Origin of the sequence: Bacillus sp. PSXD-155, from assembly GCF_049310765.1 — a bacterium.
In the GTDB taxonomy this organism is placed as follows: domain Bacteria; phylum Bacillota; class Bacilli; order Bacillales; family Bacillaceae_G; genus Bacillus_A; species Bacillus_A cereus.
This window is the reverse complement of the sequence record NZ_JBMOWC010000001.1, coordinates 53,796-79,820: the sequence shown is the minus strand read 5'-3', so window position 1 is coordinate 79,820 and position 26,025 is coordinate 53,796. Positions and strand designations below refer to the sequence as shown.

The window sequence follows — 26,025 nt, the reverse complement described above, 5'->3', positions numbered from 1 at the left end:
CAGCCCGATTGGTGAGGGCTGATTAAAGTTTCACTTTATTTTAACTTCGCAAGACGATCTTCTAACTGACCACGCCAAATATCAGCTAGTTCTGGAACAGCAAGAATTTTTTCAATGCCATCTTTATCTTTTCTATTATGAAAATAAATTTCGTTAGAGAACAAAACAGAAACATTGCCGGGTTGACGTTCTAGTAATGTAATTTTAGAATCTTTACGTACAGTACCTTCTTGAAGAACACGGCATAGGTAGCCAGTAAATCCAGTTGCTACAATGCGCGGCAAAATGCCAGGGATGCCAAGACGTTTTGAAATTGTGCTACAAGGTACGCGAGCTTGCGTTACTTGAATGATTGCTTCGCCTAGTTGATATGTATCTCCGATGCATACGTCATGCTCTAACATATTTGTTACGGTAATGTTTTCACCAAATGTGGAAGCGGGAAGCGTAGTTTGAAATTCCTCTTCCCATAGTGCGTAATGCTCGTGTGGGTACACACAAACGGCACGATCAGGTCCCCCGTGATGTTTTAAATCCGCTACGTCATCACCACGAAATCCGTCTTTTGAGAGAAAGGCCTCTTCTGTAGGATCTTTACATATACCTGTTATCATTTCTTTATCTTCGCCATATTTCATTTGTTTCGGTTTGCCAATGCTAAAGTGAACGAGTTCAATTCCCATATTTGATCTCCTTTACGATTGATTACAATATTATAGCATTAAAAAAGCACAGAGAATGATAAAAACTCTGTGCTTTACATTAATAAACGAGAAATCCTGCTTTATCCAGTGCCTCACAAGCAGCATCTAATTTTTCTTTAGAATCTGCCTCGATTGTATGTAAGTGAATACCATCTGTTAGTTGTGAAAGATAGGAAGCATTTGTGTTTTCGATTTTTTGTAAATATTGCTCTACATCAAAGCGATTGCTTACCATAATGGATGCTGTTAAGTCACCGTATACAGGATGCTCAACTTTTACGTCTTTAATCGTAACGCCATGGTCAACAAGCATTGTAAGTTCCTGACGTACTTCTGCTGGTTTATGTTGGCATACAATTACGCGTTCGAAAGTTTGTTGCTTCTCTTGTGGCTTTAAATATAAATAACCTTGAGCAGTCGCAATAATTGGTTCGTTTCGTGCTTTAAGCAAGGAAATATCTTGCACGATAACTTGTCTACTTACGTTCGTCTTTTTCGATAGTTCATTCCCAGATAACGGTTCATTTGCAGCAAGAAGCCACTGGAGGATAAGCTGTCGTCTTTCTTCACCTAAAATCTTTTTTTGTTCATTTTGTTTCATTATGATTTAACACCTCTATAAAATTGATTTCCAATTGTGTGTAGTGCATGAATAGTAGTATCAATTTGATCTTTCGTTGTTTGTTGTCCGAAAGAGAAGCGGACATATTGTTTGGCCTCTTCATACGTTTTTCCAATTGCAAGCATAGTTTTCGAAGGCTCTTGTTTACCGACTTGGCAAGCACTTCCGGTGGAAATGGCAATACCATGACGATTACATTCTAGCATAGTATATTGACCTTCTATTCCTTTTATTGTAACCCCAACAATATGTGGTAAACAAGAAGTAGAATGGCCTTCTACTTCAATTTCTAGCGGAAGTGTTTGTATTTGCTCTAAAAAGTAGGATCGTAACTCTTTAAAACGTAAACTTTCTTCCCATTGAGTTTTTAATATATTTTCAGCAGCTGTTAAAAAAGATGCGATGCCGGGAACATTTACTGTACCTGGGCGAAATCCTTTTTCGTGAGAAGTTCCTGGAAATACTTGTTCCCAGCGAGATTGCGGATTTATGTAGCAAGCGCCGACACCTTTTGGTCCGTATATTTTATGTGCTGAAACAGAAAGACTATCAATCCCCATCTCAAAAACATGGATAGGCAGTTTACCAAACGTTTGCACACAATCCGTATGAAATAAAACATTATATTTTTTTAAAAGTGGCCCGATTTTTGTAATGTTTTGAACGGTTCCGATTTCAGAGTTTCCATGCTGTATACTTGCTAGCACAGTATCTTCTGTAATAGCTGCCTCTAAATCTACTAAACAAATGAGTCCGCTTTTATCAACAGGAATTTCAGTGATCGTATAACCTTTTGATTTTAGAGATTGAAAATAACTTCGAATGGATGCATGTTCCATAGGTGTCGTAATAATATGCTTCTTATTTCGGGCATTTAGAAGTGATTGAATCGCAAGATAGTTCGATTCCGATCCACCGCTTGTGAAAAATACGCCTTGTTCTTTGCCTCCAATCATTTCCGCAAATGTTTTTCGGCAAACTTGTAATAAAGAAGAAGCCGTTCCTCCAATATCATGTAAACTTTGTTCATTTCCGAAGTATTGCGAAGCTGCTTTCATATATGTTTGTAACGCTTCCTCGCTCATAGGTGTAGTAGCTGCATAGTCAAGATATATCATCATGTAAGTTCCTCTCTCTAGTAAGAGTTACATTTCTTTTACTTTTTAAATGGTAGTGAAAATAAGAATTATAAAAAAACTCTTGTCATTATTTTAAAACTATGTAAATATAGGTGTCAAGACAGTTGAAAAGTGTAAAGTAGGAGGCAACAATTATGCCAAGTGCAGATGTCTTAATTATTGGAAGTGGCGTTGCGGCACTTCGTGTTGCAAAAGAGATTTGTCACGAAAAGAATGTGATTATTATCACAAAGGAGACAAAACGTAGTAATAATACACATTTAGCTCAAGGTGGAATTGCCGCAGCGGTAGCTACATATGACAATCCTAATGATCATTTTGAAGATACGTTAGTAGCAGGGTGTCATTATAACAATGAAGAAGTGGTCCGTTATTTAGTCGAGGAAGGACCGAAAGAAATTAATAACCTTATTGAAAGAGGAATGAAATTTGATGGAGATGAAACAGGTCCTCATCTTGGAAAAGAAGGAGCGCATCGAAAACGTCGTATTTTACATGCAGGTGGCGATGCAACAGGAAAGAATTTATTAGAGCATCTTATTCAAGAAGTAGCTCCATACGTTACGGTAGTGGAACAGGAAATGGTGCTCGATTTTATTATAGAAAAAGATAAATGTGTTGGGGCTTTAACTCGCAACAATAAAGGAGAACTGAAACGTTACAATGCAGATTATACGGTGTTAGCTTCAGGCGGTATTGGCGGTTTATACGCCTTTACTTCTAATGATGAGACAATTACAGGTGATGGACTTGCAATGGTGTACCGTGCAGGCGGAGAGCTTGTAGATTTAGAGTTTATACAATTTCATCCGACGATGTTATACGTGGGTGGGCGTTGTTCCGGCCTCGTGTCCGAAGCTGTTCGCGGAGAAGGAGCTGTCCTTATAAATGGCAAAGGGCAGCGTTTTATGATGGATATACATTCCGAACAGGATTTAGCGCCTCGTGATGTAGTCGCAAGGGCTATTCATGAACAGCTACTTGCGGGTGAAAAAGTGTACTTAAACATCGAAATGATTCAAAACTTTGAACAACGCTTTCCGACCGTGTCATCGATATGTAAAACGAATGGAGTCGATATAAATAAAAACCTTATTCCAGTCGTGCCCGGTACTCATTTTCACATGGGTGGCGTGAAAACGAACTGTGATGGAGAGACGTCTATTCCGAACCTATACGCAGTCGGGGAAGTAGCTTGTAATGGGGTTCATGGTGCAAATAGATTAGCGAGTAATTCATTATTAGAAGGACTTGTGTTTGGAGGAAGAATCGGAAGGCACATTTTATCTAGAGAGACAAAAGAAAATGTGAACATGCTAGCCGAAAAGGAAGCAAAGTTTATCGTTCTGAATCATTTACCGACGAAAGAAGAAATACAAAAATGCATGATGAAATATGTTGGGATTGTGCGAACAGAGCAAAGTTTATTTTATGCGAAGAGATGGCTTAGTAAGTATGGTGTTCGAAATATGATATTACAACATGATGTTCTTACGAATGAAGAGATAACGCTTATTAATATGTTAACGGTTTGTGAGCTTATAGTTGTGTCAGCCTTGCAAAGAGAAGAAAGTATTGGCGGGCATTACCGGAGTGATTATCCAGATAGAAATATAGGAAAGAAAGAGATTGTTCGAGTAAAGAGAAAACGACAACTTGTGTGATGAGGGGAAGAGGGGCTTTATGAACACGATAAAAGTTAAAGAAGCATTAAATCGATTTTTTTTAGAAGATATAGGAGAAAGAGATGTAACATCTCAGCTTATTTTTCCAGATAACTTACTTTCGAAAGGAACGTTTCTTGCGAAGGATACAGGGGTCTTTGCAGGACGTTTAGTAATTGAAACAGGATTTAAATTAATTGATGAGAGAATTGAAGTAGAATTTTATAAAAAAGATGGGGATCTTGTAGAAAAAGGCGAAATCATTGCAACTGTGCAAGGTCCAATTGCATCGTTATTAACAGCAGAGCGCGTTATATTAAACGTTATTCAGCGTATGAGCGGAATAGCGACGATGACGCGTAAAGCGGTTCGTGCTTTAGATAGTAGTCATACTCGCATTTGTGATACGCGAAAAACGATGCCAGGACTACGTATGTTTGATAAGCATGCAGTCGTGTGTGGCGGTGGATTTAATCATCGCTTCGGTTTATATGATGGTGTCATGATTAAAGACAATCATATTGCTTTTGCTGGTTCTATTACAAAAGCTGTTACATCAGTGAAAGAAAAGTTAGGACATATGGTGAAAGTAGAAGTAGAAACGGAAACTGAGGAACAGGTGAGAGAGGCTGTTGCTGCTGGTGCGGATATTATTATGTTCGATAATCGTACGCCAGATGAAATCCGGGAGTTTTCGAAAATTGTACCAAGCGCTATCGTTACAGAAGCTTCAGGGGGCATCACAATTGAAGATTTATCGAAATACGGAAAAACAGGGGTAGATTATATTTCACTTGGAGCGTTAACACATTCAGTGAAAGCACTTGATATTAGTTTCAATATTGAAGGGTAAGGAAAGTGGCTTAGAGGGGGAGAAACGTATATGAGTATTTTAGAACAAGTACAGCCAATTGAAACGATGTTACCAGAGCGTTATTACACGATGTCAACGGAAGATATGGAAAAGCGTGTTCGTGAAATTAAAGAGAAGATGGGGAAAATGTTATTCATTCCAGGGCATCATTATCAAAAAGATGAAGTGGTACAATTTTCAGATGCAGCAGGGGATTCACTTCAGCTTGCGCAAGTTGCAGCGAGCAATAAAGACGCAAAATATATTGTGTTTTGCGGGGTACACTTTATGGCGGAAACAGCAGATATGTTAACGACAGATGATCAAGTTGTTATCTTACCAGATATGCGTGCAGGTTGTTCGATGGCGGATATGGCAGATATTGAACAAACAGAAAGAGCGTGGAAAGAGTTAAAGAAATTATTTGGAGATACGATGATTCCGTTAACATATGTGAACTCTACAGCTGCAATTAAAGCGTTTTGTGGTCGTAACGGAGGAGCAACAGTAACTTCTTCTAATGCAAAGCAAATGGTATCTTGGGCGTTTACTCAAAAAGAGCGTCTCGCCTTTTTACCAGACCAACATTTAGGGAGAAATACAGCGTACGATTTAGGTATCCCGTTAGATAAAATGGCAGTATGGGACCCACACACAGATTCATTAGAGTACGATGGGGATATAGAAGAAATTCAAGTGATTTTATGGAAAGGGCATTGTTCTGTTCATCAAAATTTTACAGTGAAGAACATTGAGAGCGTACGAAAAAATCATCCTGATATGAATATTATTGTACATCCAGAATGTTGCTATGAAGTGGTAGCTGCTTCAGATTATGCAGGCTCAACGAAGTATATTATTGATATGATTGAATCGGCGCCATCTGGTAGCAAATGGGCGATTGGTACAGAAATGAATTTAGTGAACCGAATTATTCAGCAACATCCAGATAAAGAAATTGTTTCACTTAATCCATTTATGTGTCCATGCTTAACGATGAACCGAATTGATTTGCCTCACTTATTATGGGTACTTGAAACGATAGAAAGAGGAGAAGAAATTAACGTTATTAGCGTAGATAAACAAGTAACGGCAGAAGCGGTTCTTGCATTAAATCGTATGTTAGAGCGTGTGTAAAGCAACGGTATTCCCGTTGCTTTTTTTCATACATATAATCATAACAAGAACAAAATGGGCATACATTGTTTTGAAGAAATCATTGTGGTTCTTTATGCTTATTCCACTTCGAATGATATTGAAAATCGAAGAAGTGATAAAAGTGAAAAGAAGTTAATGTTATTTAGAAAGAGTTACTTCATGAGATTTGTTACTTATAGATAAGTTATACAGGAGGGGGAAAATTTGAAAATTCATATCGTGCAAAAAGGGGATACCCTTTGGAAAATTGCGAAAAAGTACGGAGTGGATTTTGATACGTTGAAAAAAACAAATACACAACTTAGTAATCCAGATTTAATCATGCCAGGTATGAAAATTAAAGTGCCATCCAAGAGTGTTCACATGAAACAACAGGCTGGAGCAGGTTCAGCGCCTCCAAAGCAATACGTAAAAGAAGTGCAACAAAAAGAATTTGCAGCAACACCAACTCCACTTGGAATAGAAGATGAAGAAGAAGTTACGTATCAATCAGCACCAATTACACAGCAGCCAGCTATGCAACAAACACAAAAAGAAGTGCAAGTAAAACCGCAGAAGGAAATGCAGGTAAAGCCGCAAAAAGAAGTACAGGTGAAACCGCAAAAAGAGGTGCAAAAAGAACAGCCAATTCAAAAAGAGAAACCAGTTGAAAAACCGTCTGTTATTCAAAAACCACCTGTGATAGAAAAACAAAAACCGGCGGAAAAAGAAAACACGAAGTTTTCGGTAAATGTATTACCGCAACCGCCACAACCACCAATAAAACCGAAAAAAGAATATAAAATTTCGGATGTAATAAAAAAAGGCAGCGAGTTAATTGCTCCTCAAATTAGTAAAATGAAACCTAACAATATCATTTCTCCGCAAACGAAAAAAAATAATATAGTATCGCCGCAAGTGAAGAAAGAAAATGTAGGGAATATAATATCGCCACAAGTGAAGAAAGAAAATGTAGGAAATATAGTATCGCCGCAAGTGAAGAAAGAAAATGTAGGGAATATAGTATCGCCGCAAGTGAAGAAAGAAAATGTAGGGAATATAGTGTCACCACAAGTGAAGAAAGAAAATGTAGGGAATATAGTGTCACCACAAGTGAAGAAAGAGAATATAGGGAATATAATATCGCCACAAGTGAAGAAAGAAAACGTAGGGAATATAGTGTCACCACAAGTAAAGAAAGAAAACGTAGGGAATATAGTATCACCAAATGTATCGAAAGAAAATGTAGTTATTCCACAAGTCATACCGCCAAATATTCAAATGCCAATCATGGATAACAACCAACCACCGAATATGATGCCGATTATGGATAACAACCAACCACCGAATATGATGCCGATTATGGATAACAACCAACCACCGAATATGATGCCGATTATGGATAACAACCAACCACCGAATATAATGCCAATTATGGATAACAATCAAATGCCGAATATGATGCCGATAATGGATAACAATCAAATGCCGAATATGATGCCGATAATGGATAACAATCAAATGCCGAATATGATGCCGATAATGGATAACAACCAACCACCGAATATGATGCCAATTATGGATAACAACCAACCACCGAATATGATGCCAATTATGGATAACAATCAAATGCCGAATATGATGCCAATTATGGATAACAATCAAATGCCGAATATGATGCCAATTATGGATAACAATCAAATGCCGAATATGATGCCGATAATGGATAACAATCAACCACCGAATATGATGCCATATCAAATGCCGTATCAACAGCCCATGATGCCGCCGAATCCGTATTATCAACAACCAAATCCATATCAAATGCCATATCAGCAAGGAGCGCCGTTTGGACCACAATATACGTCTATGCCAAATCCGAATATGATGCCAATGGATAATAATATGCCGCCGCTTGTGCAGGGTGAGGAAGATTGTGGATGCGGAGGAGAAAGTAGACTATATAGTCCACAACCAGGTGGTCCGCAATATGCGAATCCTTTATATTATCAACCAACTCAGTCTGCATATGCACCACAGCCAGGAACGATGTATTATCAACCAGATCCACCAAATGTATTTGGAGAGCCCGTTTCAGAAGAAGAGGACGAAGAAGTTTAAAAAGGCGGGAGTATTCCCGCCTTTTTTGCATTCGTGTTAATTAAGAAAATGCAGTTTTTTTATGAAGTGCTAGAAAATTCCCAGTGAAATATTAACAGTGTAAAAACCTTCTCTGTTACTCATCATAAGAGGGAGCTTTTCAGTAGAGAAGCTCATTCTAACAGAGGGGGTTTTTGTATTGAATACGAAAGTAAAAGTGATTGCTGCTTCTTTGTTAGTTACCAGTGCATTAGCTGCATGTGGTACACCGAAAGATAACAATGCAATGGATGGACGTAACTACAATTACGAACGTACATCTTATAATGATACACACCAGTATCGTGATAATGTGACACGTAATGATCGTTATACAGATTATGTAACATATAGAAATGGTCGTAACGATACAGGATACAATTATTATCGAGATGTAAATTACAATGGACAAATTGCTAATCCGCATCCAACTCGTAATATTACAATGAACAATTCATACATTAACAATGATGGTAAAACAGCTGAAAGAATAACAAATCGTGTGAAACGTATGAATAACGTAGACCGTGTGTCTACAGTTGTATATGGAAACGATGTAGCGATTGCGGTAAAACCACGTAACACAGTGACAAATGAAACGGCGATGGCGAACGAAATTCGTCAAGCGGTTTCAAATGAAGTTGGAAACAGAAACGTATATGTTTCTGTAAGAAATGATATGTTTACTCGTGTCGATGCAATGAGTACGCGTCTACGTAACGGTACAGTTACAAACGATTTTAATCGTGACATAGTGAATATGTTCCGAGACATTCGTTACGGTTTAACTGGTACAGTGCGATAACAAAACAAAAGAGGAAGGGTGAGCCCTTCCTCTTTATTCATCGTTGTCTTGTAAACGACGTTTTTTAATAAAATAACTAACGGAGTAAGAAACTAAAAAGCATATGAAAAGAATACTACCTGTTAAAATAGCTTCAAACAGTGGTCTTTCTGGACTGAAAATAATATAAATAATAGCCATAACGATTCCTACAATAAGGGAGCGGAAGACAAGTTTATAATAAGGAGTTAACTTTATTTCCTTTTCACTTTCTTCTACATCGATTGAAACACTTAACTGTAAATAACTAAGGACGATACTTGTAAGAATAAATAATAGCCATAATGGAGATCTCGTAATTTGATCCATTCCTTCAGTGAATCCGATATAGCCTAAAATGCCAATTATACCAAGCGATTGAAAAAGAAAGGTAATACGTATGTTTTTTAATGTTTTCAGAATGAGACGTTCATCCTTTATTTTTTTCACAATATCCATCTCCTGTTTATTATGATTTCGCTGTTATATTAATTGTAACATATATGTTACTTTTATCAATTTATAATTTGCATATTATTCAGTTGGATAAAAGAGGGAATAAAATATTTTTATAAACATGTTGCACTTATAATTTATTAATGTTATATTAACAAAGCGATGAGCTAATTTACGTAAGACGAGAGATATGCTTAAGTGCTAAACACGCGAATGTGGTCGCCTGGTCTCTCGCCGTAAACGCATCAAGACGCCTGCTTTGCAGGCGTCTTTCATTTTATATAAAAGTAAATGATACATGCAGATGAGGTAAACCCTTATCTGCATTTTTTATTTTTCGAAAGAAATGTAATATGGATAAAACCCCCATTTCCGGAAAAACTACTAATGAAAGTATGATCTTGCCTAAAAGAGGTGAACGGAAATGAAATGGATACTGATTGCGATGCAAGCTTTCGTTATGATGTTTTGTTTCGTTTATGAAACGAATGTGAAGGCGGAAGGGCCAGTACCAGAAGTAACGGAAAAAGAACCTGAGGTTACAATTTTATTAGAGCGTATGTATGTTGATGGAGAAGTAAGTGAGGAAATACTTACAGAAAAAGTAGCGGATTTAGAAAAGTTTTTACAGCAATATAAAGAATGGCAACTTGTTGATCGTGATGATGTACAAATCGTATTACAAAAGAAAGTTGATGATATTTCTCCGTTATTGAAAACGAGCGGATATTTTGGTGTTTCAGAGGAAGGGATATTACAAATTTTCAAAGGTGTGCCAAAAAGTGATAATGCGATCCATTCTTTCTTTCAAATTGATATGAAAAAGCTTGAGAGTTATGAGCGTGCGAAATTGAAGCGTGGTATTCGGATTAAATCAAAAGAAGGTTTTGTAAAGACGATTGAAAAAATGAAACAATACGCAGTGCAAAATAAGAAAAAAAGCAGCTCATGGTGAGCTGCTTTTTCTTACTTATTTTTAGCTAAAATTTCTTTTGCGATTTCATCAATTAGCATATCTTTTCCAATTGGATTGAATGCTTTCGTATTGAAGACTTCATTTGATACTTCATATACGTGATTATTTTTAACTGCTTTATTGTCTTTCCAAACGGCACTGTTTTTGTAGTCTTCGTACACTTTATCAGCTTCGCCGCCGAAGTTTACAATAAACATTTGATCAGGCTGGAATGCAACTAGACCTTCTAGTGATACTTGCGCCATCGTTTGTTTTAAATCTGTACCTTTTGTTGCAGGAAGTTTTAAGTCGTTAAAGATGATGTCACCGTATCCGAAGCTGCCGTATACACGGAAGTTTTGAGGTGTAACTGCAACGAACATAAAGTTCTCATCTTTTGTTTTCTCTTTAATTTTTTTAGATAAAGAGTCTGCTTTCTTATCGTAGTCTGCAATCCATTTGTCTGCTTTCTTCTCTTCGTCAAATAGCTTACCTACTTCTTTAAACTTACCACGCCAGTCTTCTAAGTTTGTTTCTAGAACAACTGTAGGTGCAACCTTTTCTAGTTGATCATAAATTTTTAATTGACGGTTGTTTAAAATTATTAAGTCTGGTTTTAAAGCAGTAACAGCTTCTAAATCAACTTTAGGTGCCCAGTACCAACCAACTGCTTTTACTCCATCTAATTTGTCTGTTAAGTGATTTTGGATTTTATCTTTATATGTATTTGCTGTACCAACAGGTTTGTGTCCAAGAAGTAATAGTTCTTCTGTTGATCCAGATAAGTCAACAATTCTCTTTGGATTTACTGGAATTGTAGCTTCACCTTTAGCATGTTTTACAACTTTTGTTTTCGGTTGTTCTTTTGCTTTTGATTCTTCTTTTTGAGAAGAACAGCCAACGATAGAAAGAACAACAAGCATAATAGTAAATAAAATAAATAGCTTACGTTTCATCCTGATGTAACCCCTTTAATTAGTATTGATAATCATTATCGACCTCTGTATATTAAGGTGCTTTAACCTTTCTGTCAATGGAAAATAACAGAAGTTTCAAGTGGAGAACATTTGTTGGGGCAGTCTCGCTTTTCTATCATTAAATATGTTAAAATGGAATACATGATTTAAGAGGGAGAGATCGTATTTTGTTTGAATATGTTACAGGTTACGTGGAGTATGTAGGGCCGGAATATGTCGTAATTGACCATAATGGAATTGGTTATCAAATTTTCACACCGAATCCGTATGTATTTCAAAGAAGTAAGCAAGAAATCCGTGTCTATACATATCATTATGTGAGAGAAGATATTATGGCACTTTACGGGTTTAAAACACGTGAAGAGCGTTTATTATTTACAAAGTTGTTAGGCGTGTCTGGCATTGGGCCAAAAGGCGCTCTTGCAATTTTAGCTTCTGGTCAAACAGGACAGGTCGTTCAAGCGATTGAGCATGAAGATGAGAAGTTTTTAGTGAAATTCCCAGGCGTCGGAAAGAAAACAGCACGCCAAATGATTTTAGATTTAAAAGGAAAACTAGCAGATGTCGTACCAGATGCATTTGTGGATTTATTCTCAGACACAGAACGTTTTGATGAGAAGAAAGGTTCATCAGCTGAGCTTGATGAGGCACTGGAAGCTCTGCGCGCACTTGGATACGCAGAACGCGAAGTTTCTCGCGTTGTACCAGAGTTATTAAAAGAATCATTAACGACGGATCAGTATATTAAAAAGGCACTTAGTCTTTTACTAAATGGTAAGAGGTGAGTATAATGGACGAACGTCTCCTTTCAGGGGAATCTGCATATGAAGATGCGGATTTAGAATATTCATTACGGCCACAGACGCTCCGTCAGTATATTGGCCAAGATAAAGCGAAACATAATTTAGAAGTATTTATTGAAGCAGCGAAAATGCGTGAAGAAACGTTAGATCACGTGCTTTTATATGGACCGCCAGGTCTTGGTAAAACGACGCTTGCGAATATTATTGCAAATGAAATGGGCGTTAATGTTAGAACAACTTCAGGTCCCGCGATTGAAAGACCAGGAGATTTAGCTGCTGTATTAACAGCGCTTCAGCCAGGGGATGTATTATTTATTGATGAAATTCATCGTTTGCATAGATCAATTGAAGAAGTATTGTATCCTGCGATGGAAGATTTTTGCCTTGATATCGTAATTGGAAAAGGGCCTTCAGCACGTTCTGTACGCCTAGATTTACCGCCATTTACATTAGTTGGAGCAACGACACGCGCCGGAGCATTATCGGCACCGCTTCGTGACCGCTTCGGTGTACTTTCAAGGTTAGAGTACTACACAGTAGATCAGCTTTCTGCGATTGTTGAACGTACAGCAGAAGTGTTTGAAGTTGAAATCGATTCGTTAGCTGCATTAGAAATTGCAAGACGTGCTCGTGGTACACCTCGTATTGCGAATCGTCTTTTAAGACGTGTACGTGATTTCGCGCAAGTTCGTGGTAACGGAACGGTTACGATGGAAATTACGCAAATGGCATTAGAGCTACTGCAAGTAGATAAATTAGGTCTAGATCATATTGATCATAAATTACTGCTTGGTATTATTGAGAAATTCCGTGGTGGTCCAGTTGGATTAGAAACGGTTTCAGCAACAATTGGAGAAGAATCTCATACGATTGAAGATGTGTATGAGCCGTATTTATTACAAATTGGCTTTTTACAACGAACGCCAAGGGGCCGAATTGTAACGCCGCTTGCGTATGAACATTTCGGAATGGAGATACCAAAAGTATGACGGAGATGCCAAAGCTGCTTATTACAGCCGGGATCTTACTCATCGTTGTTGGATTAGCTTGGAAGTTCATTGGCAGGCTTCCAGGCGATATTTTTGTGAAAAAAGGAAACGTTACCTTTTATTTTCCTATCATTACATGTATTGTGTTAAGTATTGTACTATCTTTTATTATGTATATAATAAATCGATTTAAATAAGAAATAGGTGGATATAGCTATGGATATAAATCTGTTTGATTTTCATTTACCAGAAGAACTTATTGCACAAGTCCCGTTAGAAGATCGTGAAACATCAAGATTAATGGTGTTAGACCGTGAAACAGGTGATATTGAGCATAAACATTTTACGGACATTCTTTCTTACTTACATGAGGGGGATTGCTTAGTTTTAAATGAAACGAAAGTTATGCCTGCTCGTTTGCACGGTGTGAAAGAAGATACAGGCGCGCACATTGAAGTACTTCTTTTAAAACAAGAAGAAGGCGATAAGTGGGAAACGCTTGTAAAGCCAGCGAAACGTGTAAAAGAAGGAACTGTTATCTCTTTTGGCGAAGGGAAATTAAAAGCAACTTGCACAGGAACTGCAGATCAAGGTGGACGTCAGCTTGAATTTTCATATGACGGCATCTTCTATGAAATTTTAGATGAACTTGGGGAAATGCCACTTCCTCCATATATTAAAGAGACGCTAGAAGATCGCGATCGCTATCAAACAGTATATGCGAAAGAAATCGGTTCAGCAGCAGCGCCGACTGCGGGACTTCACTTTACAGAAGAGTTACTTGAGAAGTTAAAGCAAAAAGGCGTTCAGTTGGCATTCATTACACTTCACGTAGGGCTTGGAACATTTAGACCAGTTTCTGCAGACACGATTGAAGAACACCATATGCACGCAGAATATTACCATATGTCTGAAGAGACAGCGGCATTATTAAATCGTGTGAAAGAGAATGGTGGACGTATTATTACTGTAGGTACGACATCAACTCGTACGTTAGAAACAATTGCAACAGATCATGACGGTAAGCTTTGCGCCGCTTCTGGATGGACAGATATTTTCATGTATCCGGGATATGAATTTAAAGCAATTGATGGTTTAATTACAAACTTCCACTTGCCGAAATCAACATTAATCATGCTTGTAAGTGCATTTGCAAATAGAGATAATGTACTTCATGCTTATAATGAAGCAGTAAAAGAAAAATATCGTTTCTTTAGCTTCGGTGATGCAATGTTCGTTGCATCACACGCTAAAATGAGAAACAAATAAAAGGAGTAAGTTATGACAGCAATTCGTTATGAATTTATTAAGACATGTAAACAAACGGGTGCCCGTTTAGGTCGTGTGCATACACCGCACGGTTCATTTGATACACCAACATTTATGCCAGTTGGTACACTTGCGACAGTTAAGACAATGTCACCGGAAGAATTAAAAGCAATGGATTCTGGCATTATTTTAAGTAATACGTATCATTTATGGCTACGTCCAGGTCATGAAATTATTCGTGAAGCAGGCGGCTTGCATAAATTTATGAACTGGGATCGTGCAATCTTAACAGACTCTGGTGGTTTCCAAGTATTCAGTTTAAGTGACTTCCGTCGTATTGAAGAGGAAGGCGTTCACTTCCGTAATCACTTAAATGGAGATAAATTATTCTTATCACCAGAAAAAGCGATGGAAATCCAAAATGCATTAGGTTCGGATATTATGATGGCATTTGATGAGTGTCCGCCATTCCCGGCTACTTTTGAATATATGAAGAAATCTGTAGAGCGTACGAGCCGCTGGGCAGAACGTTGCTTAAAAGCGCATGAACGTCCGCAAGATCAAGGTTTATTCGGTATTGTACAGGGCGGGGAGTACGAAGAGCTTCGTCGTCAAAGTGCGAAAGACCTTGTTTCAATGGACTTCCCTGGTTACGCTGTAGGTGGTTTATCTGTTGGTGAACCGAAAGATATTATGAACCGTGTACTTGAGTTTACAACACCACTTCTTCCAGATAATAAGCCTCGTTACTTAATGGGTGTAGGTTCTCCTGATTCATTAATCGATGGTGCAATTCGTGGTATTGATATGTTTGACTGTGTACTTCCAACTCGTATCGCTCGAAATGGTACATGTATGACAAGTGAAGGTCGACTCGTTGTAAAAAATGCGAAATTCGCAAGAGACTTCGGTCCGCTTGATCCAAACTGTGATTGCTACACATGTAAAAACTACTCACGTGCGTATATTCGTCACTTAATGAAATGTGATGAAACGTTCGGAATTCGTTTAACGTCTTATCACAACCTTCATTTTCTGTTAAACTTAATGGAGCAGGTGAGACAAGCTATTCGTGAAGACCGTCTTGGCGATTTCCGCGAAGAGTTCTTTGAACAGTATGGCTTTAATAAACCGAATGCTAAAAACTTCTAATACATAATTTAAAAGGAGGAACAAAAGATGAATGCAGGTATGATGAATATCGTTATGATCGTTGCGATGTTTGCGATTTTCTATTTCTTATTAATTCGCCCGCAACAAAAACGTCAAAAAGCAGTTGCTCAAATGCAAAGTGAGTTAGCAAAAGGTGATGCTATCGTAACAATCGGTGGTTTACACGGTACAATCGAATCAGTAGATGAGACGAAAATCGTTATTAAATCTGGTGGTTCACACTTAACTTTCGATCGCAATGCGATTCGTGAAGTTGTGAAAAACTAATGTGGAAGGCCCTGCATGAAATGTGCAGGGCCTTTTTTAGTTACTTTGCTTTGACATATTTACACCGAAAATACCACCGAGTGTACTCGCCCCCATTAATGCTAATTGATAAAGTAATTGTGAGTTCGATAAGGTTTGAGAAAAGCCTAAATAGTTAACTAAAAAGACGAGTATAGTGAATGTGAGCCCTGTTGTGAAACCTACTAGCCAACCTTTTCCTTGAGCCTTTTTGCCGGCAGTAAATCCAGACATAAGCATAGATAAAAGAGCGAGTATAAAAATAGTAACGGTTAATGTCCCTTCATTTATATTTGTAAACTTTAATAAAAGAGCCATAATCATACTAGTAATAGATGCGAGAATTAGTAGTGTAACAATACCGAAGCCAATTGCAGTTGATAATTTTTTCGTTCCATCCATTTATGCATTCCCCCTTTTTAATACAAGCATATTTTCCTTTTGCCCAAGTTAGACTAGTTTCTTTTTTATAGGGGAGTCTATACGTAAAAAAGGAGATGTAGAAATGGAATGGATATCAATAATTGGACGGACAATGCTTTTGTATATCATCATCTTAATTATTTTTCGTCTTATGGGTAAACGTGAGATAGGAGAGCTAAGTGTATTAGATTTAGTCGTATTTATTATGCTTGGAGAAATGGCCGTAGTGGCAATTGAAAATACCGATAAATCACTTTGGCATCAATTAGTTCCGATGACTTTTCTTATGTGCATCCAAATTATTTTGTCAGTCATTTCCCTAAAGTATCAACGCTTTCGGCATTTAATAGAAGGTGAGCCAGCTATTCTTGTAAACGCGGGGAAGATTGATGAAAAGAAGATGAGAAAGCAACGGTATAATATAGATGATTTAATGATGCAATTAAGGGAACAAGGAGTTGGAGATATTCGGGATGTAGAATATGCTATTTTGGAACCGTCTGGGAAGTTATCTGTCTTTCAAAAACAAAAAAATAAACAAGATACATTACAGTTTACGCTTCCTCTTATTATTGATGGAGAAATTCAATCTAGTCATTTACAAATGATTGAGCATACAGATGAATGGCTTATTGAGAAATTAAAAAACTTAGGTTATAACGATGTAACACAAATTTTATACTGTAGTTTTCAAAACGGACAATTTTTTGTTGATGTAAAAGAAAATTAGAGATTTATCCTTTGAAAGAGTAAGAATGATTGGTTTAACTAATAATCAGTGGAGATTACCCCACTGATTAAAGTTTCATCTTATTTCAAAAATGAAAGTTTACGAATGATAGGGAGACGACTTAACTCTTCTTTTCGAATGAGTTTGAAAGTGAAGAGAAGTACGATATAAACAATTGTTGTTAAAGTGATTTCCCATAATGTTTGTATGCCAAGGGAATGAGAGAAAATAATATATTTATGGAGATAAAAACCGAAGGCGCCTGCGATACCGATGGCAAGTCCGCCGAAAATATAGTCTTTTGCGTAAATGGTAAATGTAATCTTTTTTAAAACAGTAGCGTAGTGAAGAAATGTTACTGTTACAATATTTGCAGCGATAGCAAGTGCAACCCCCATCATTTGAAATTCTGGCCTTGATGCTAGTACAAAAATAACGATTAATTTCACGATGGCACCAATAAATGTATTCATCATTGCAGCCCTTGCTAAGTTTAAAGCTTGCAAAACAGAGGTAAGTGGACTTTGGAAATAATGAAATAAAAAGCAAGGCGCAAGAAGTTGAATGAATGCTGTTGCGCTGTCTGATCCATACATAAGAGTTAAAACAGGAGAAGCGAATACGTATAATATAACGACAGACCATCCGCCGGTAATTAATGAAATTCGAAGTGCTTGTTGTAAACGGTGCTCCACTAATTTATGTTGTCTTTTTGCCATTGCTTCACTAATAGAAGGGACGAGCGCTGTAGAAAGAGCGTATGTAATAAAGGCGGGTAGTGATAGAAGCGGGAATGCATAACCGTTTAATATACCGTATTGCTGGGTTGCAACAGAAGCAGCGACACCAGCGATTGCTAAGCTTTGCATAACGACAATAGGTTCAAAAAAATATGAAACGGAGCCGATTAAACGACTTCCTGTAGTTGGAAGGGCAATATCCATCAGAGAATAAAATGTCCCTTTGCTTTCCTTTACAGTAGTGAAAAATCCAGAGCGTATTGATAAATGTTTTTCTCGCTGAAATAACGTGAGTAAAAATAATAAGGATGCAACTTCACCGAGAACAGCTGATAACATAGCGCCGGCTGCAGCGTATTCTATGCCGTAAGGTAAAAATAACTGGATGCATATAGCGATAATGGTAATGCGGACGACTTGTTCTAGAACTTGCGCATAAGCGCTAGGTTTCATGTTTTGTTTCCCTTGAAAGTAACCACGCAAAACAGAAGAAACAGCAATAACGGGGACAACGGGCAAAATAGCCATTAATGGATAGTACGTTCTTTCGTCGGTTAATAATGTTTTTGCTAAAATAGGCGTGAGGAACATAATTCCGATTGTTAAAATGATACTAATAACGGATGTAACAGCTAGTGATACGGTTAATATTTTTTTAACTCTTTGTTTATCGTTCACAGCTTCTGCTTCTGCTACAAATTTTGCGATGGCGACAGGAAGACCAATTTGTGTCAATGTAATTGCTAAAATGAATGTAGGAACGGCCATCATATAAAGACCAACGCCTTCTTCTCCTAAAATACGTGCCATTACTATGCGGTTGATAAAGCCGAGTATTTTTGTAATAAAGCCGGCTATCATTAAAATAAATGCGCCTTTTAAAAAGCTTTGTCTCGTCATGTTCTTCTCCTACCTTCTCAAAATCAATGGAATGATTTACAATAATTTATATGCACGTACGAGACAAGAATGACAAGCATTTAAGAGAGTGAAGTATGATAGTGCTCTTGAAAGTAGTTATTGCTGTCCATTAGAGCGGGATTAAAGCGACTTTTTCGTGCTGAAATAAGAAGGAGATGTTATAAATGTTAGATAGAGAGGCTTTGGTAGAATCATACCGCGGACAGTTACAAGTCGTTTTAGAAAGTAAAGTAGAAGAGTTTCAAATGTTCGGTTACGACCGAGTGACAGATGATGACATTTGGAAGTTTCTTAAAGTGAAAAAGTGGAAGAAGATAGACAGCGATGTTAGATTGTATGAATTAGTTAATGACGTATTAACAGTAAGTACTAATGAATATATGACATATTTAACTGTTGAAGCTTATCAAGCACCGCTTTGGTCATTTGATGAGTACGAAAATAAATAACCGACTGCAATTGGTTTGTTCTTCCTTTTGCAGTATAATGATATGTATTGATAAAGAGGAAATAATTGTGTCTAAGATTATATATAAAGGAGGTCGTGAAGAGGAAAATAAATGATGAAAGTGTAGGTAGTGTAAAAGCCTACCTATACAGCTAGTGATGAACTAGCAAAAATTATAGAAAGGAAGTCTACTAACTAGGCGTATGCACACGTATAGCAGTGAATCGTAAAAGATTTATTGAAAGTGTTAGTAGCAGAAAGAGGGTACATATGGCAAAGCGTGGTACGAGAATTGCCGCCTTTTTCCTCATCGTCTTATTAATCGGTGGAGTAATTGGTGCGGCAGGAAAAGACATAGCAAAAGGAATTAGTCTAGGACTAGACCTTCGCGGCGGTTTTGAAATTCTGTATGAAGTAAAACCAGCCAAAAAAGGTGATAAAATCGATCGAGACGTACTTGTAAGTACAGTAGGTGCTCTTGAAAATCGTGTCAATGTTCTCGGTGTAAGTGAGCCGAACATTCAAATCGAAGGGCAAGATCGAATTCGTGTACAGCTTGCTGGTGTACAAGATCAGCAAAAAGCACGTGAAATGTTATCAACACAAGCGAAATTAACATTCCGTGATGTGGATGATAACCTTCTTATGGATGGAACGGATTTAAAAGGCGGCGGAGCGAAGCAAACATTTGATGAGCAAGGCCGTGCGAGCGTAGGTCTTACACTAAAAAGCGCTGAAAAATTCCGTGAAGTAACTGAAAAAATTTCTAAAATGCCACCACCAACGAATTTAATGGTAATTTGGCTTGATTTTGAAGAAGGAAAAGATTCGTATAAAGCAGAATCTGCAAAACCGAATCCAAAGTTCTTATCAGCAGCAACAGTAAACCAAGTATTTAACCAAGCTGAAGTATCTATCGTAGGTGGAAACTTCACAGTTGAAAGTGCGAAACAACTTTCATCTTTATTAAATGCAGGTGCACTTCCTGTTGATTTAAAAGAAATGTATTCAACATCTGTTGGAGCGAAATTTGGTCAACAAGCGTTAGAGCAAACGATTTTCGCTAGTGCGATTGGTATCGCTCTTATTTTCTTATTTATGCTTGTATTCTACCGTTTACCAGGACTTGTAGCGGTTATTATGTTAGGTTTATACATTTTCGTTACATTACTTGTCTTTAACTGGATGCATGCAGTTCTTACGTTGCCAGGTATTGCGGCGTTAGTGCTCGGAGTAGGTATCGCAGTTGATGCGAATATTATTACGTACGAGAGACTGAAAGAAGAGCTGAAAATTGGTAAGTCCATGATGTCGGCATTCCGAGCTGGTAACCATCGTTCATTAGCAACAATTTTAGATGCAAACGTTACGACTCTTGCAGCAGCTGGTGTGTTATTCGTTTATGGTAATAGCTCTGTAAAAGGATTCGCAACAAGTTTAATCGTAAGTATTTTAGTTGGTTTTATTACGAACGTATTCGGTACTCGTTTCTTACTAGGTTTACTTGTAAAGAGCCGTTACTTCGATAAAAAACCAGGATATTTTGGTGTGAAACAAAAGGATATTATTCCATTAACAAAAGGTGTAGTGCATCCGCCAACGAGATTTGATCGTATTAACTTCGTGAATATCGGTCATAAATTCCTTATCTTCTCAATTGTAGTTGTAATTGCGGGTGCAATTATCTTACCAATTTTCAAATTGAATCTTGGGATTGACTTTGCAAGTGGTACACGTATTGACTTGCAATCAAAACAAGCCGTTACGGTATCTGATGTTCATAAAGATTTTAAAGAATTGAACATTGATGTGAAGGAAGAAAATATTGTACCGACTGGAGATGACAATAAAGGTTTCGCAGTTCGTACATTAGGTGTTTTATCAAAAGATGAAATTGCCAAAACAAAAACATTCTTCCACGATAAATATGGTACAGATCCAAACATAAGTACAGTTTCACCGACAATCGGTAAAGAAATTGCACGAAATGCATTTATCGCTGTACTGATTGCTTCTGCAGTTATCATTTTATACGTAAGTATTCGATTCCGATTTACGTATGCGTTATCTGCAGTGCTTGCGTTACTACATGACGCATTCGTTATGGTTGTTATGTTTAGTATTTTCCAATTAGAGGTAGACTTAACGTTTATCGCTGCAGTACTAACAATCATCGGTTATTCTATTAATGACTCAATTGTTACATTTGATAGAAACCGTGAATTATACAAGCAGAAAAAACGAGTGCGCGATATAAAAGACCTAGAAGAGATTGTAAATGCAAGTATCCGCCAAACGCTTGGTCGTTCGATTAACACCGTATTAACAGTGTTATTCCCAGTAATTGCACTGCTTATCTTCGGTAGTGAGTCACTACGTAACTTCTCGTTTGCGTTACTTGTTGGATTAATTGTAGGTACGTACTCTTCTGTTTTCGTTGCCTCTCAAATTTGGTTAATGCTTGAAAACCGTCGTTTGAAAAAGGGGAAAAACAAGAAGAAGGTTGAGAAAGTAGAATCTGAACCGCAAGTATAGAAAAGATGATGCCTTATTATGAGGCATCTCTTTTTTCGTTTGTGGATACAATAAGATAGCAACTTTTTGATGGGAAGAAGATGGAAGAAAGTGGTGGTGTTATCGCTGTTTTTGTTAAAATAAAAAGATAGGTTAAGAAAAGAAGGGATTTTAATTATGGAAAAAGATGAACGTTTTAAACAGGCCGAGTTTGGTGCTATTGTCGGGATCGTTGGTAATATTATATTAGCAATTGTAAAGGCGGTAATTGGTTATATTGGGAACAGTAAAGCACTGCTAGCAGATGCGGTGCATTCTGCATCAGATGTAATTGGTTCGCTAGCTGTACTTTTTGGATTGCGAGCGGCAAAGCAGCCACCTGATGAAGATCATCCGTATGGTCATGGTAAAGCGGAATCGATTTCAGCGATTATTGTTGCGGTATTATTATTTATTGTGGGACTTGAAATCGCGATTTCATCTATAAAAGCTTTTTCGCAAGAACTAGAACCGCCGAAAGGAATTACGATTTTTGCTGTTGTTCTTTCAATCGTCGTGAAAGAAGGAATGTTTCAATATAAATTCCGACTAGGGAAAAGGGTAAATAGTGATGCAATTATTGCAAATGCATATGAGCACCGTTCGGATGTATTTTCTTCAATTGCAGCTTTAATCGGTATTTGTGCAGCTATACTCGGTGGTAAGCTTGGTATAGACTGGCTTGTATATGCTGATCCGATTGCAGGATTAGTTGTTTCGCTTCTTGTTGTAAAAATGGCATGGAGCATTGGAGCGGAAGCAATTCATGCAACGCTTGACCATGTTCTTCATGAGGAGGATGTTATTCCGCTTAGAGAAGCAGTTCTTCAAGTAGATGGTGTGAAAAAAATTGGTTCTTTATATGCACGGGAGCATGGTCATTATGTTATTGTCGATATTAAAGTGTCTGTAGATCCATACATTACTGTAGAAGAAGGACACCGTATTGGAAAACATGTGAAAGAAATACTTATGAAACAAGATAATGTACAAAATGTATTCGTACATATAAATCCGTATTCTCCAAATTAAACATCATTAACATTTTAGTATATAGATATTGCATCGTAGTTTGCATTATATTGTCACCCCTTAATCTGTCTTGTATAATGAACAGGTTAAGGGGTGATTTCGTGTTACAACCGAAGACGCGTTGGAAAGAAAAAGAATATAATGACGAACGAGTGAGTGAATTAGCAAGTAAATTACAGTTATCGCCACTTGTCGTTTCATTATTCCTCGGTAGAGGACTAGATACAGAAGATAAGATTTTAGATTTTTTAAATACAGAAAATCAAGAATTTCATGATCCATTTTTATTAGAAGGAATGGATAGAACGGTAGAACGTGTAAATAAGGCGATTCAAAATGGAGAACAAATATTAATATTTGGTGATTACGATGCAGACGGAGTAAGTAGTACAACTGTGTTATATCTTGCTCTTCAAGAATTAGGTGCAGAAGTAGAATTTTATATTCCAAATCGTTTTACAGAAGGGTATGGGCCGAACGAAGAAGCGTTTCGTTGGGCGCATAGCGCAGGGTTCTCACTGATTATTACTGTCGACACTGGCATCGCAGCAGTACATGAAGCGAATGTAGCGAAAGAGCTTGGAATAGATCTAATTATTACAGATCACCATGAGCCACCGCCAGAATTGCCAGAAGCACTTGCGATTATACATCCGAAATTAGATGGCGGTGTATATCCGTTTCACTATTTAGCTGGTGTAGGTGTTGCGTTTAAAGTTGCGCATGCACTATTAGGCCGTGTACCAGAACATTTATTAGAGATTGCAGTAATCGGTACAGTAGCCGATTTAGTGTCACTTCATGGTGAAAATAGGTTGCTAGTGAAACGCGGTTTAAAACATATGCGTATGACGAAAAATATTGGTTTAAAGGCATTGTTTAAAGTTGCTAACGTTTCGCAAAGTGAAATTACAGAAGAGAGTATTGGCTTCTCAATTGCACCGCGTATTAATGCGGTCGGGCGTTTAGAAGATGCAACGCCGGCTGTACACCTTTTATTATCAGATGATCCTGAGGAAGCGAAAGAGTTGGCCGAAGAAATTGATGAGCTGAACAAACTGCGAAAAGATATTGTAAAGCAAATTACAGAAGAGGCTATCGCTGAAGTTGAAAATAACTTCCCACCAGAAGAAAACAAAGTGTTAGTACTTGCAAAAGAAGGTTGGAATCCAGGTGTAATTGGGATTGTCGCTTCTAAATTAGTTGAACGTTTTTATCGTCCGACTATTGTATTATGTATTGATCCTATAAAAGAAACAGCAAAAGGCTCAGCGCGTAGTATTGCAGGATTTGATTTGTTTGCAAATTTATCAGATTGTAGAGAGTTATTGCCACACTTCGGAGGGCATCCAATGGCAGCGGGAATGACGCTACATATGAATGATGTAGATGAATTACGTCGCCGCTTAAATGAACAAGCAGATGCAATTTTAACAGAAGAAGATTTTATTCCAATTACAGCAGTTGATGTTTTTTGTAAAGTAGAGGATGTAACACTAGCGGCAATTGAAGATATGCAAAAACTAGCCCCGTTTGGTGTTGGAAATCCGAAACCACGTATTGCAGTGAAAGATGCAGAGTTAGAAAGTATTCGCGCGATCGGATCAGATGGTTCTCATTTAAAAATGGCTCTTCGTGATGGACAAGCAACACTGGATACAATTGGATTTGGTTTTGGTGCATATGCGAAAGAAATCTCTCCAGTTGCAAAAGTATCTGTAATAGGAGAAGCATCCATCAATGAATGGAATAATTTTAAGAAGCCACAATTAATGGTACAAGATATTGCTGTAGAGGCGTGGCAATTATTTGATTGGCGTAGTATGCGTAATGCAGAAGCAAATTTAGCAGAACTTCCGAAAGAAAAAATAACAATGGTGTATTTTTCTGAAGAGGTATTGAATAAATTTTCTTTAGAGAGCTATAAAGAAAAGCTCATGCATGCTTCAGAAGTAACGCATTTAGATGATCAATATATCGTGTTACTTGATTTACCAAAAGGAACAGATGAATTAAGTGAGCTATTTAAAGTAGGATTCCCAGCGCGAATTTATACGCTATTTTATCAAGAGAATAACCACTTATTTAGTACAGTTCCGACGAGAGAACACTTTAAATGGTACTATTCTTTCTTAAGCCAAAAAACACCATTTTCTTTAAGACAATATGGAGAACAACTATGTCGTCATAAAGGTTGGTCAAAAGATACAGTAAATTTCATGACACAGGTGTTTTTTGAGTTAGAATTTGTTACAATAAAAGATGGCGTCATTTTTATGGCAGACAAAAAACAAAAGCGTGATTTAATTGAATCGAACACATATCGTGAGAAAATGAACCACTTACAATTAGAAAAAGAATTGGTTTATAGCACATATCAGCAACTATATACATGGTTTGAAACGATTCGTAATCATAAAGAAGTAGAACAGTTAGGGTAAAGGATTTGTATTTACAAACCTTTTAGATCTGAGGAGGATTCAGAAATATGGATTTCAAGCAACATATCGCAATTGTACCGGATTATCCGAAAGAAGGTATTGTGTTTAAAGACATTACACCTTTAATGAATGACGGTAAAGCATACAAAGCAGCAACAGATGCAATCGTTGAGTACGCAAAAGAAAGAGATATCGATGTTGTAGTAGGACCAGAAGCTCGTGGTTTCATTATCGGTTGCCCAGTTTCTTATGCGTTAGAAGTAGGATTTGCACCAGTTCGTAAATTAGGAAAATTACCACGTGAAGTAATTACTGTTGACTACGGTAAAGAATATGGTAAAGATGTTTTAACAATCCATAAAGATGCAATTAAGCCAGGTCAACGCGTATTAATTACAGATGATCTATTAGCTACAGGTGGAACAATCGAAGCGACAATTAAGTTAGTTGAAGAGCTAGGCGGAGTTGTAGCAGGGATTGCATTCTTAGTAGAGCTTACTTACTTAGATGGTCGTAAAATGTTAGATGGTTACGATGTATTAGTATTAGAAAAATACTAATCACTATATAGGTAAAACTACGGTGATAAAAAGTACCCGTGAATCTCTTGGAGAGGAGCGGGTACTTTTGTATAATTGAACAAAAAATCATGGTGAAATGTCAGTAAAATCTTTTCCTTTTCACAATTCACAATCATTGGGTTATAATGATAGAATATAATTTATTCTATTAAATAAAGATAAAGTCAA

Annotated in this window: 24 protein-coding genes and 1 pseudogene; 18 read left to right on the top strand and 7 right to left on the bottom strand. The window is 37.3% G+C overall.

What is annotated here, in order from left to right; translation table 11 throughout:
- Positions 1-35: 35 nt before the first annotated feature.
- The 3 genes from ACO6VI_RS00395 to ACO6VI_RS00385 form a co-directional block, all read right to left on the bottom strand.
- The gene (locus ACO6VI_RS00395; protein WP_023523107.1) at positions 36-683 is read right to left on the bottom strand and encodes an MOSC domain-containing protein; all 648 of its coding nucleotides are present in this window, start codon (positions 681-683) and stop codon (positions 36-38) included.
- A 79-nt stretch (positions 684-762) separates the two neighbouring features.
- On the bottom strand, positions 763-1,305 hold the full coding sequence (locus ACO6VI_RS00390) for a transcription repressor NadR (RefSeq protein ID WP_000812275.1): 543 nt from the start codon (positions 1,303-1,305) through the stop codon (positions 763-765).
- Positions 1,305-2,447: an IscS subfamily cysteine desulfurase gene (locus ACO6VI_RS00385; RefSeq protein WP_065229388.1), complete on the bottom strand. Its 1,143-nt coding sequence runs from the start codon at positions 2,445-2,447 to the stop codon at positions 1,305-1,307. Before ACO6VI_RS00385 ends, ACO6VI_RS00390 begins: the two co-directional genes overlap by 1 nt.
- A 152-nt stretch (positions 2,448-2,599) precedes the next feature.
- On the opposite strand from ACO6VI_RS00385, the gene nadB reads away from it, so the two are divergent.
- The 5 genes and pseudogenes from nadB (at position 2,600) to ACO6VI_RS00360 (ending at position 9,063) form a co-directional block, all read left to right on the top strand.
- On the top strand, positions 2,600-4,129 hold the full coding sequence (gene nadB, locus ACO6VI_RS00380; RefSeq protein WP_098840171.1) for an L-aspartate oxidase: 1,530 nt from the start codon (positions 2,600-2,602) through the stop codon (positions 4,127-4,129).
- A gap of 19 nt (positions 4,130-4,148) precedes the next feature.
- On the top strand, positions 4,149-4,982 hold the full coding sequence (gene nadC, locus ACO6VI_RS00375; RefSeq protein WP_098840172.1) for a carboxylating nicotinate-nucleotide diphosphorylase: 834 nt from the start codon (positions 4,149-4,151) through the stop codon (positions 4,980-4,982).
- Positions 4,983-5,012: 30 nt separating this feature from the next.
- The gene (gene nadA / locus ACO6VI_RS00370; protein WP_161520057.1) at positions 5,013-6,119 is read left to right on the top strand and encodes a quinolinate synthase NadA; all 1,107 of its coding nucleotides are present in this window, start codon (positions 5,013-5,015) and stop codon (positions 6,117-6,119) included.
- A gap of 225 nt (positions 6,120-6,344) precedes the next feature.
- A pseudogene (gene safA / locus ACO6VI_RS00365) lies at positions 6,345-6,501 on the top strand (SafA/ExsA family spore coat assembly protein); the annotation flags it as partial.
- Positions 6,502-8,418: 1,917 nt separating this feature from the next.
- On the top strand, positions 8,419-9,063 hold the full coding sequence (locus ACO6VI_RS00360) for a YhcN/YlaJ family sporulation lipoprotein (protein WP_001093537.1): 645 nt from the start codon (positions 8,419-8,421) through the stop codon (positions 9,061-9,063).
- Positions 9,064-9,096: 33 nt separating this feature from the next.
- Here the strand turns inward: ACO6VI_RS00360 and ACO6VI_RS00355 are convergent, their stop codons facing one another.
- The gene (locus tag ACO6VI_RS00355; protein ID WP_063548680.1) at positions 9,097-9,531 is read right to left on the bottom strand and encodes a hypothetical protein; all 435 of its coding nucleotides are present in this window, start codon (positions 9,529-9,531) and stop codon (positions 9,097-9,099) included.
- Between the two features lie 430 nt (positions 9,532-9,961).
- Here ACO6VI_RS00355 and ACO6VI_RS00350 point away from each other — a divergent pair, with 430 nt between their 5' ends.
- Positions 9,962-10,492 (top strand): BofC C-terminal domain-containing protein, encoded by a 531-nt coding sequence (locus ACO6VI_RS00350; protein WP_000871172.1) that lies wholly within the window; start codon positions 9,962-9,964, stop codon positions 10,490-10,492.
- 11 nt (positions 10,493-10,503) lie between these two features.
- Here the strand turns inward: ACO6VI_RS00350 and ACO6VI_RS00345 are convergent, their stop codons facing one another.
- On the bottom strand, positions 10,504-11,448 hold the full coding sequence (locus tag ACO6VI_RS00345; RefSeq protein ID WP_000823606.1) for an iron-hydroxamate ABC transporter substrate-binding protein: 945 nt from the start codon (positions 11,446-11,448) through the stop codon (positions 10,504-10,506).
- Between the two features lie 188 nt (positions 11,449-11,636).
- Here ACO6VI_RS00345 and ruvA point away from each other — a divergent pair, with 188 nt between their 5' ends.
- From ruvA to yajC, 6 genes are read left to right on the top strand one after another with little or no spacing between them, the layout of a single operon-like run.
- On the top strand, positions 11,637-12,254 hold the full coding sequence (gene ruvA, locus ACO6VI_RS00340) for a Holliday junction DNA helicase RuvA (protein WP_000464511.1): 618 nt from the start codon (positions 11,637-11,639) through the stop codon (positions 12,252-12,254).
- A gap of 5 nt (positions 12,255-12,259) precedes the next feature.
- Complete coding sequence (gene ruvB, locus ACO6VI_RS00335) at positions 12,260-13,261, top strand: Holliday junction branch migration DNA helicase RuvB (RefSeq protein ID WP_000344449.1); 1,002 nt, start codon at positions 12,260-12,262, stop codon at positions 13,259-13,261.
- Positions 13,258-13,458: a DUF2905 domain-containing protein gene (locus ACO6VI_RS00330; RefSeq protein WP_000138162.1), complete on the top strand. Its 201-nt coding sequence runs from the start codon at positions 13,258-13,260 to the stop codon at positions 13,456-13,458. The genes ruvB and ACO6VI_RS00330 overlap by 4 nt, the downstream gene beginning before the upstream one ends.
- Before the next feature lie 19 nt (positions 13,459-13,477).
- A complete protein-coding gene (gene queA / locus ACO6VI_RS00325; RefSeq protein WP_000354014.1) occupies positions 13,478-14,530 on the top strand; it encodes a tRNA preQ1(34) S-adenosylmethionine ribosyltransferase-isomerase QueA in 1,053 nt (350 codons plus the stop codon).
- A gap of 12 nt (positions 14,531-14,542) precedes the next feature.
- A complete protein-coding gene (tgt, locus tag ACO6VI_RS00320) occupies positions 14,543-15,682 on the top strand; it encodes a tRNA guanosine(34) transglycosylase Tgt (protein WP_000125365.1) in 1,140 nt (379 codons plus the stop codon).
- Positions 15,683-15,709: 27 nt separating this feature from the next.
- A complete protein-coding gene (gene yajC / locus ACO6VI_RS00315) occupies positions 15,710-15,970 on the top strand; it encodes a preprotein translocase subunit YajC (protein ID WP_000991115.1) in 261 nt (86 codons plus the stop codon).
- Between the two features lie 36 nt (positions 15,971-16,006).
- Here yajC and ACO6VI_RS00310 read toward each other — a convergent pair whose 3' ends face one another.
- The gene (locus ACO6VI_RS00310; RefSeq protein WP_000349148.1) at positions 16,007-16,390 is read right to left on the bottom strand and encodes a TIGR04086 family membrane protein; all 384 of its coding nucleotides are present in this window, start codon (positions 16,388-16,390) and stop codon (positions 16,007-16,009) included.
- Positions 16,391-16,493: 103 nt separating this feature from the next.
- Between ACO6VI_RS00310 and ACO6VI_RS00305 the strand changes: the two genes are divergently transcribed.
- Positions 16,494-17,141, top strand: coding sequence for a DUF421 domain-containing protein (locus ACO6VI_RS00305; protein ID WP_000454821.1), 648 nt, complete (start codon positions 16,494-16,496; stop codon positions 17,139-17,141).
- Between the two features lie 80 nt (positions 17,142-17,221).
- Here the strand turns inward: ACO6VI_RS00305 and spoVB are convergent, their stop codons facing one another.
- Positions 17,222-18,781: a stage V sporulation protein B gene (gene spoVB / locus ACO6VI_RS00300; RefSeq protein WP_000198301.1), complete on the bottom strand. Its 1,560-nt coding sequence runs from the start codon at positions 18,779-18,781 to the stop codon at positions 17,222-17,224.
- Positions 18,782-18,966: 185 nt separating this feature from the next.
- Between spoVB and ACO6VI_RS00295 the strand changes: the two genes are divergently transcribed.
- The 5 genes from ACO6VI_RS00295 to ACO6VI_RS00275 all read left to right on the top strand — a co-directional run bounded on the left by ACO6VI_RS00295 (position 18,967) and on the right by ACO6VI_RS00275 (position 25,836).
- Complete coding sequence (locus ACO6VI_RS00295) at positions 18,967-19,251, top strand: post-transcriptional regulator (RefSeq protein ID WP_000886979.1); 285 nt, start codon at positions 18,967-18,969, stop codon at positions 19,249-19,251.
- Positions 19,252-19,520: 269 nt separating this feature from the next.
- Positions 19,521-21,785, top strand: a complete 2,265-nt coding sequence (gene secDF, locus ACO6VI_RS00290; RefSeq protein ID WP_001119065.1) for a protein translocase subunit SecDF — start codon at positions 19,521-19,523, stop codon at positions 21,783-21,785.
- A 156-nt stretch (positions 21,786-21,941) separates the two neighbouring features.
- Positions 21,942-22,835, top strand: a complete 894-nt coding sequence (locus ACO6VI_RS00285; RefSeq protein ID WP_000409746.1) for a cation diffusion facilitator family transporter — start codon at positions 21,942-21,944, stop codon at positions 22,833-22,835.
- A gap of 101 nt (positions 22,836-22,936) precedes the next feature.
- Positions 22,937-25,276: a single-stranded-DNA-specific exonuclease RecJ gene (gene recJ / locus ACO6VI_RS00280; protein WP_000941225.1), complete on the top strand. Its 2,340-nt coding sequence runs from the start codon at positions 22,937-22,939 to the stop codon at positions 25,274-25,276.
- Positions 25,277-25,323: 47 nt separating this feature from the next.
- Entirely contained in the window at positions 25,324-25,836 is a 513-nt protein-coding gene (locus tag ACO6VI_RS00275; protein ID WP_000346215.1) for an adenine phosphoribosyltransferase, read from the top strand.
- The last annotated feature ends 189 nt before the right edge of the window (positions 25,837-26,025 follow it).

Coding starts and splice junctions, on each gene's coding strand:
- nadA (WP_161520057.1), top strand. CDS start 5,013: ATGAGTATTTTAGAACAAGTACAGCCAATTGAAACGATGTTACCAGAG.
- ACO6VI_RS00390 (WP_000812275.1), bottom strand. CDS start 1,305: ATGAAACAAAATGAACAAAAAAAGATTTTAGGTGAAGAAAGACGACAG.
- ACO6VI_RS00350 (WP_000871172.1), top strand. CDS start 9,962: ATGAAATGGATACTGATTGCGATGCAAGCTTTCGTTATGATGTTTTGT.
- queA (WP_000354014.1), top strand. CDS start 13,478: ATGGATATAAATCTGTTTGATTTTCATTTACCAGAAGAACTTATTGCA.
- ACO6VI_RS00385 (WP_065229388.1), bottom strand. CDS start 2,447: ATGATGATATATCTTGACTATGCAGCTACTACACCTATGAGCGAGGAA.
- nadC (WP_098840172.1), top strand. CDS start 4,149: ATGAACACGATAAAAGTTAAAGAAGCATTAAATCGATTTTTTTTAGAA.
- ACO6VI_RS00285 (WP_000409746.1), top strand. CDS start 21,942: ATGGAAAAAGATGAACGTTTTAAACAGGCCGAGTTTGGTGCTATTGTC.
- ACO6VI_RS00275 (WP_000346215.1), top strand. CDS start 25,324: ATGGATTTCAAGCAACATATCGCAATTGTACCGGATTATCCGAAAGAA.
- ruvB (WP_000344449.1), top strand. CDS start 12,260: ATGGACGAACGTCTCCTTTCAGGGGAATCTGCATATGAAGATGCGGAT.
- yajC (WP_000991115.1), top strand. CDS start 15,710: ATGAATGCAGGTATGATGAATATCGTTATGATCGTTGCGATGTTTGCG.
- ACO6VI_RS00305 (WP_000454821.1), top strand. CDS start 16,494: ATGGAATGGATATCAATAATTGGACGGACAATGCTTTTGTATATCATC.
- tgt (WP_000125365.1), top strand. CDS start 14,543: ATGACAGCAATTCGTTATGAATTTATTAAGACATGTAAACAAACGGGT.
- ACO6VI_RS00345 (WP_000823606.1), bottom strand. CDS start 11,448: ATGAAACGTAAGCTATTTATTTTATTTACTATTATGCTTGTTGTTCTT.
- ACO6VI_RS00395 (WP_023523107.1), bottom strand. CDS start 683: ATGGGAATTGAACTCGTTCACTTTAGCATTGGCAAACCGAAACAAATG.
- secDF (WP_001119065.1), top strand. CDS start 19,521: ATGGCAAAGCGTGGTACGAGAATTGCCGCCTTTTTCCTCATCGTCTTA.
- ACO6VI_RS00295 (WP_000886979.1), top strand. CDS start 18,967: ATGTTAGATAGAGAGGCTTTGGTAGAATCATACCGCGGACAGTTACAA.
- ACO6VI_RS00330 (WP_000138162.1), top strand. CDS start 13,258: ATGACGGAGATGCCAAAGCTGCTTATTACAGCCGGGATCTTACTCATC.
- spoVB (WP_000198301.1), bottom strand. CDS start 18,781: ATGACGAGACAAAGCTTTTTAAAAGGCGCATTTATTTTAATGATAGCC.
- nadB (WP_098840171.1), top strand. CDS start 2,600: ATGCCAAGTGCAGATGTCTTAATTATTGGAAGTGGCGTTGCGGCACTT.
- ACO6VI_RS00310 (WP_000349148.1), bottom strand. CDS start 16,390: ATGGATGGAACGAAAAAATTATCAACTGCAATTGGCTTCGGTATTGTT.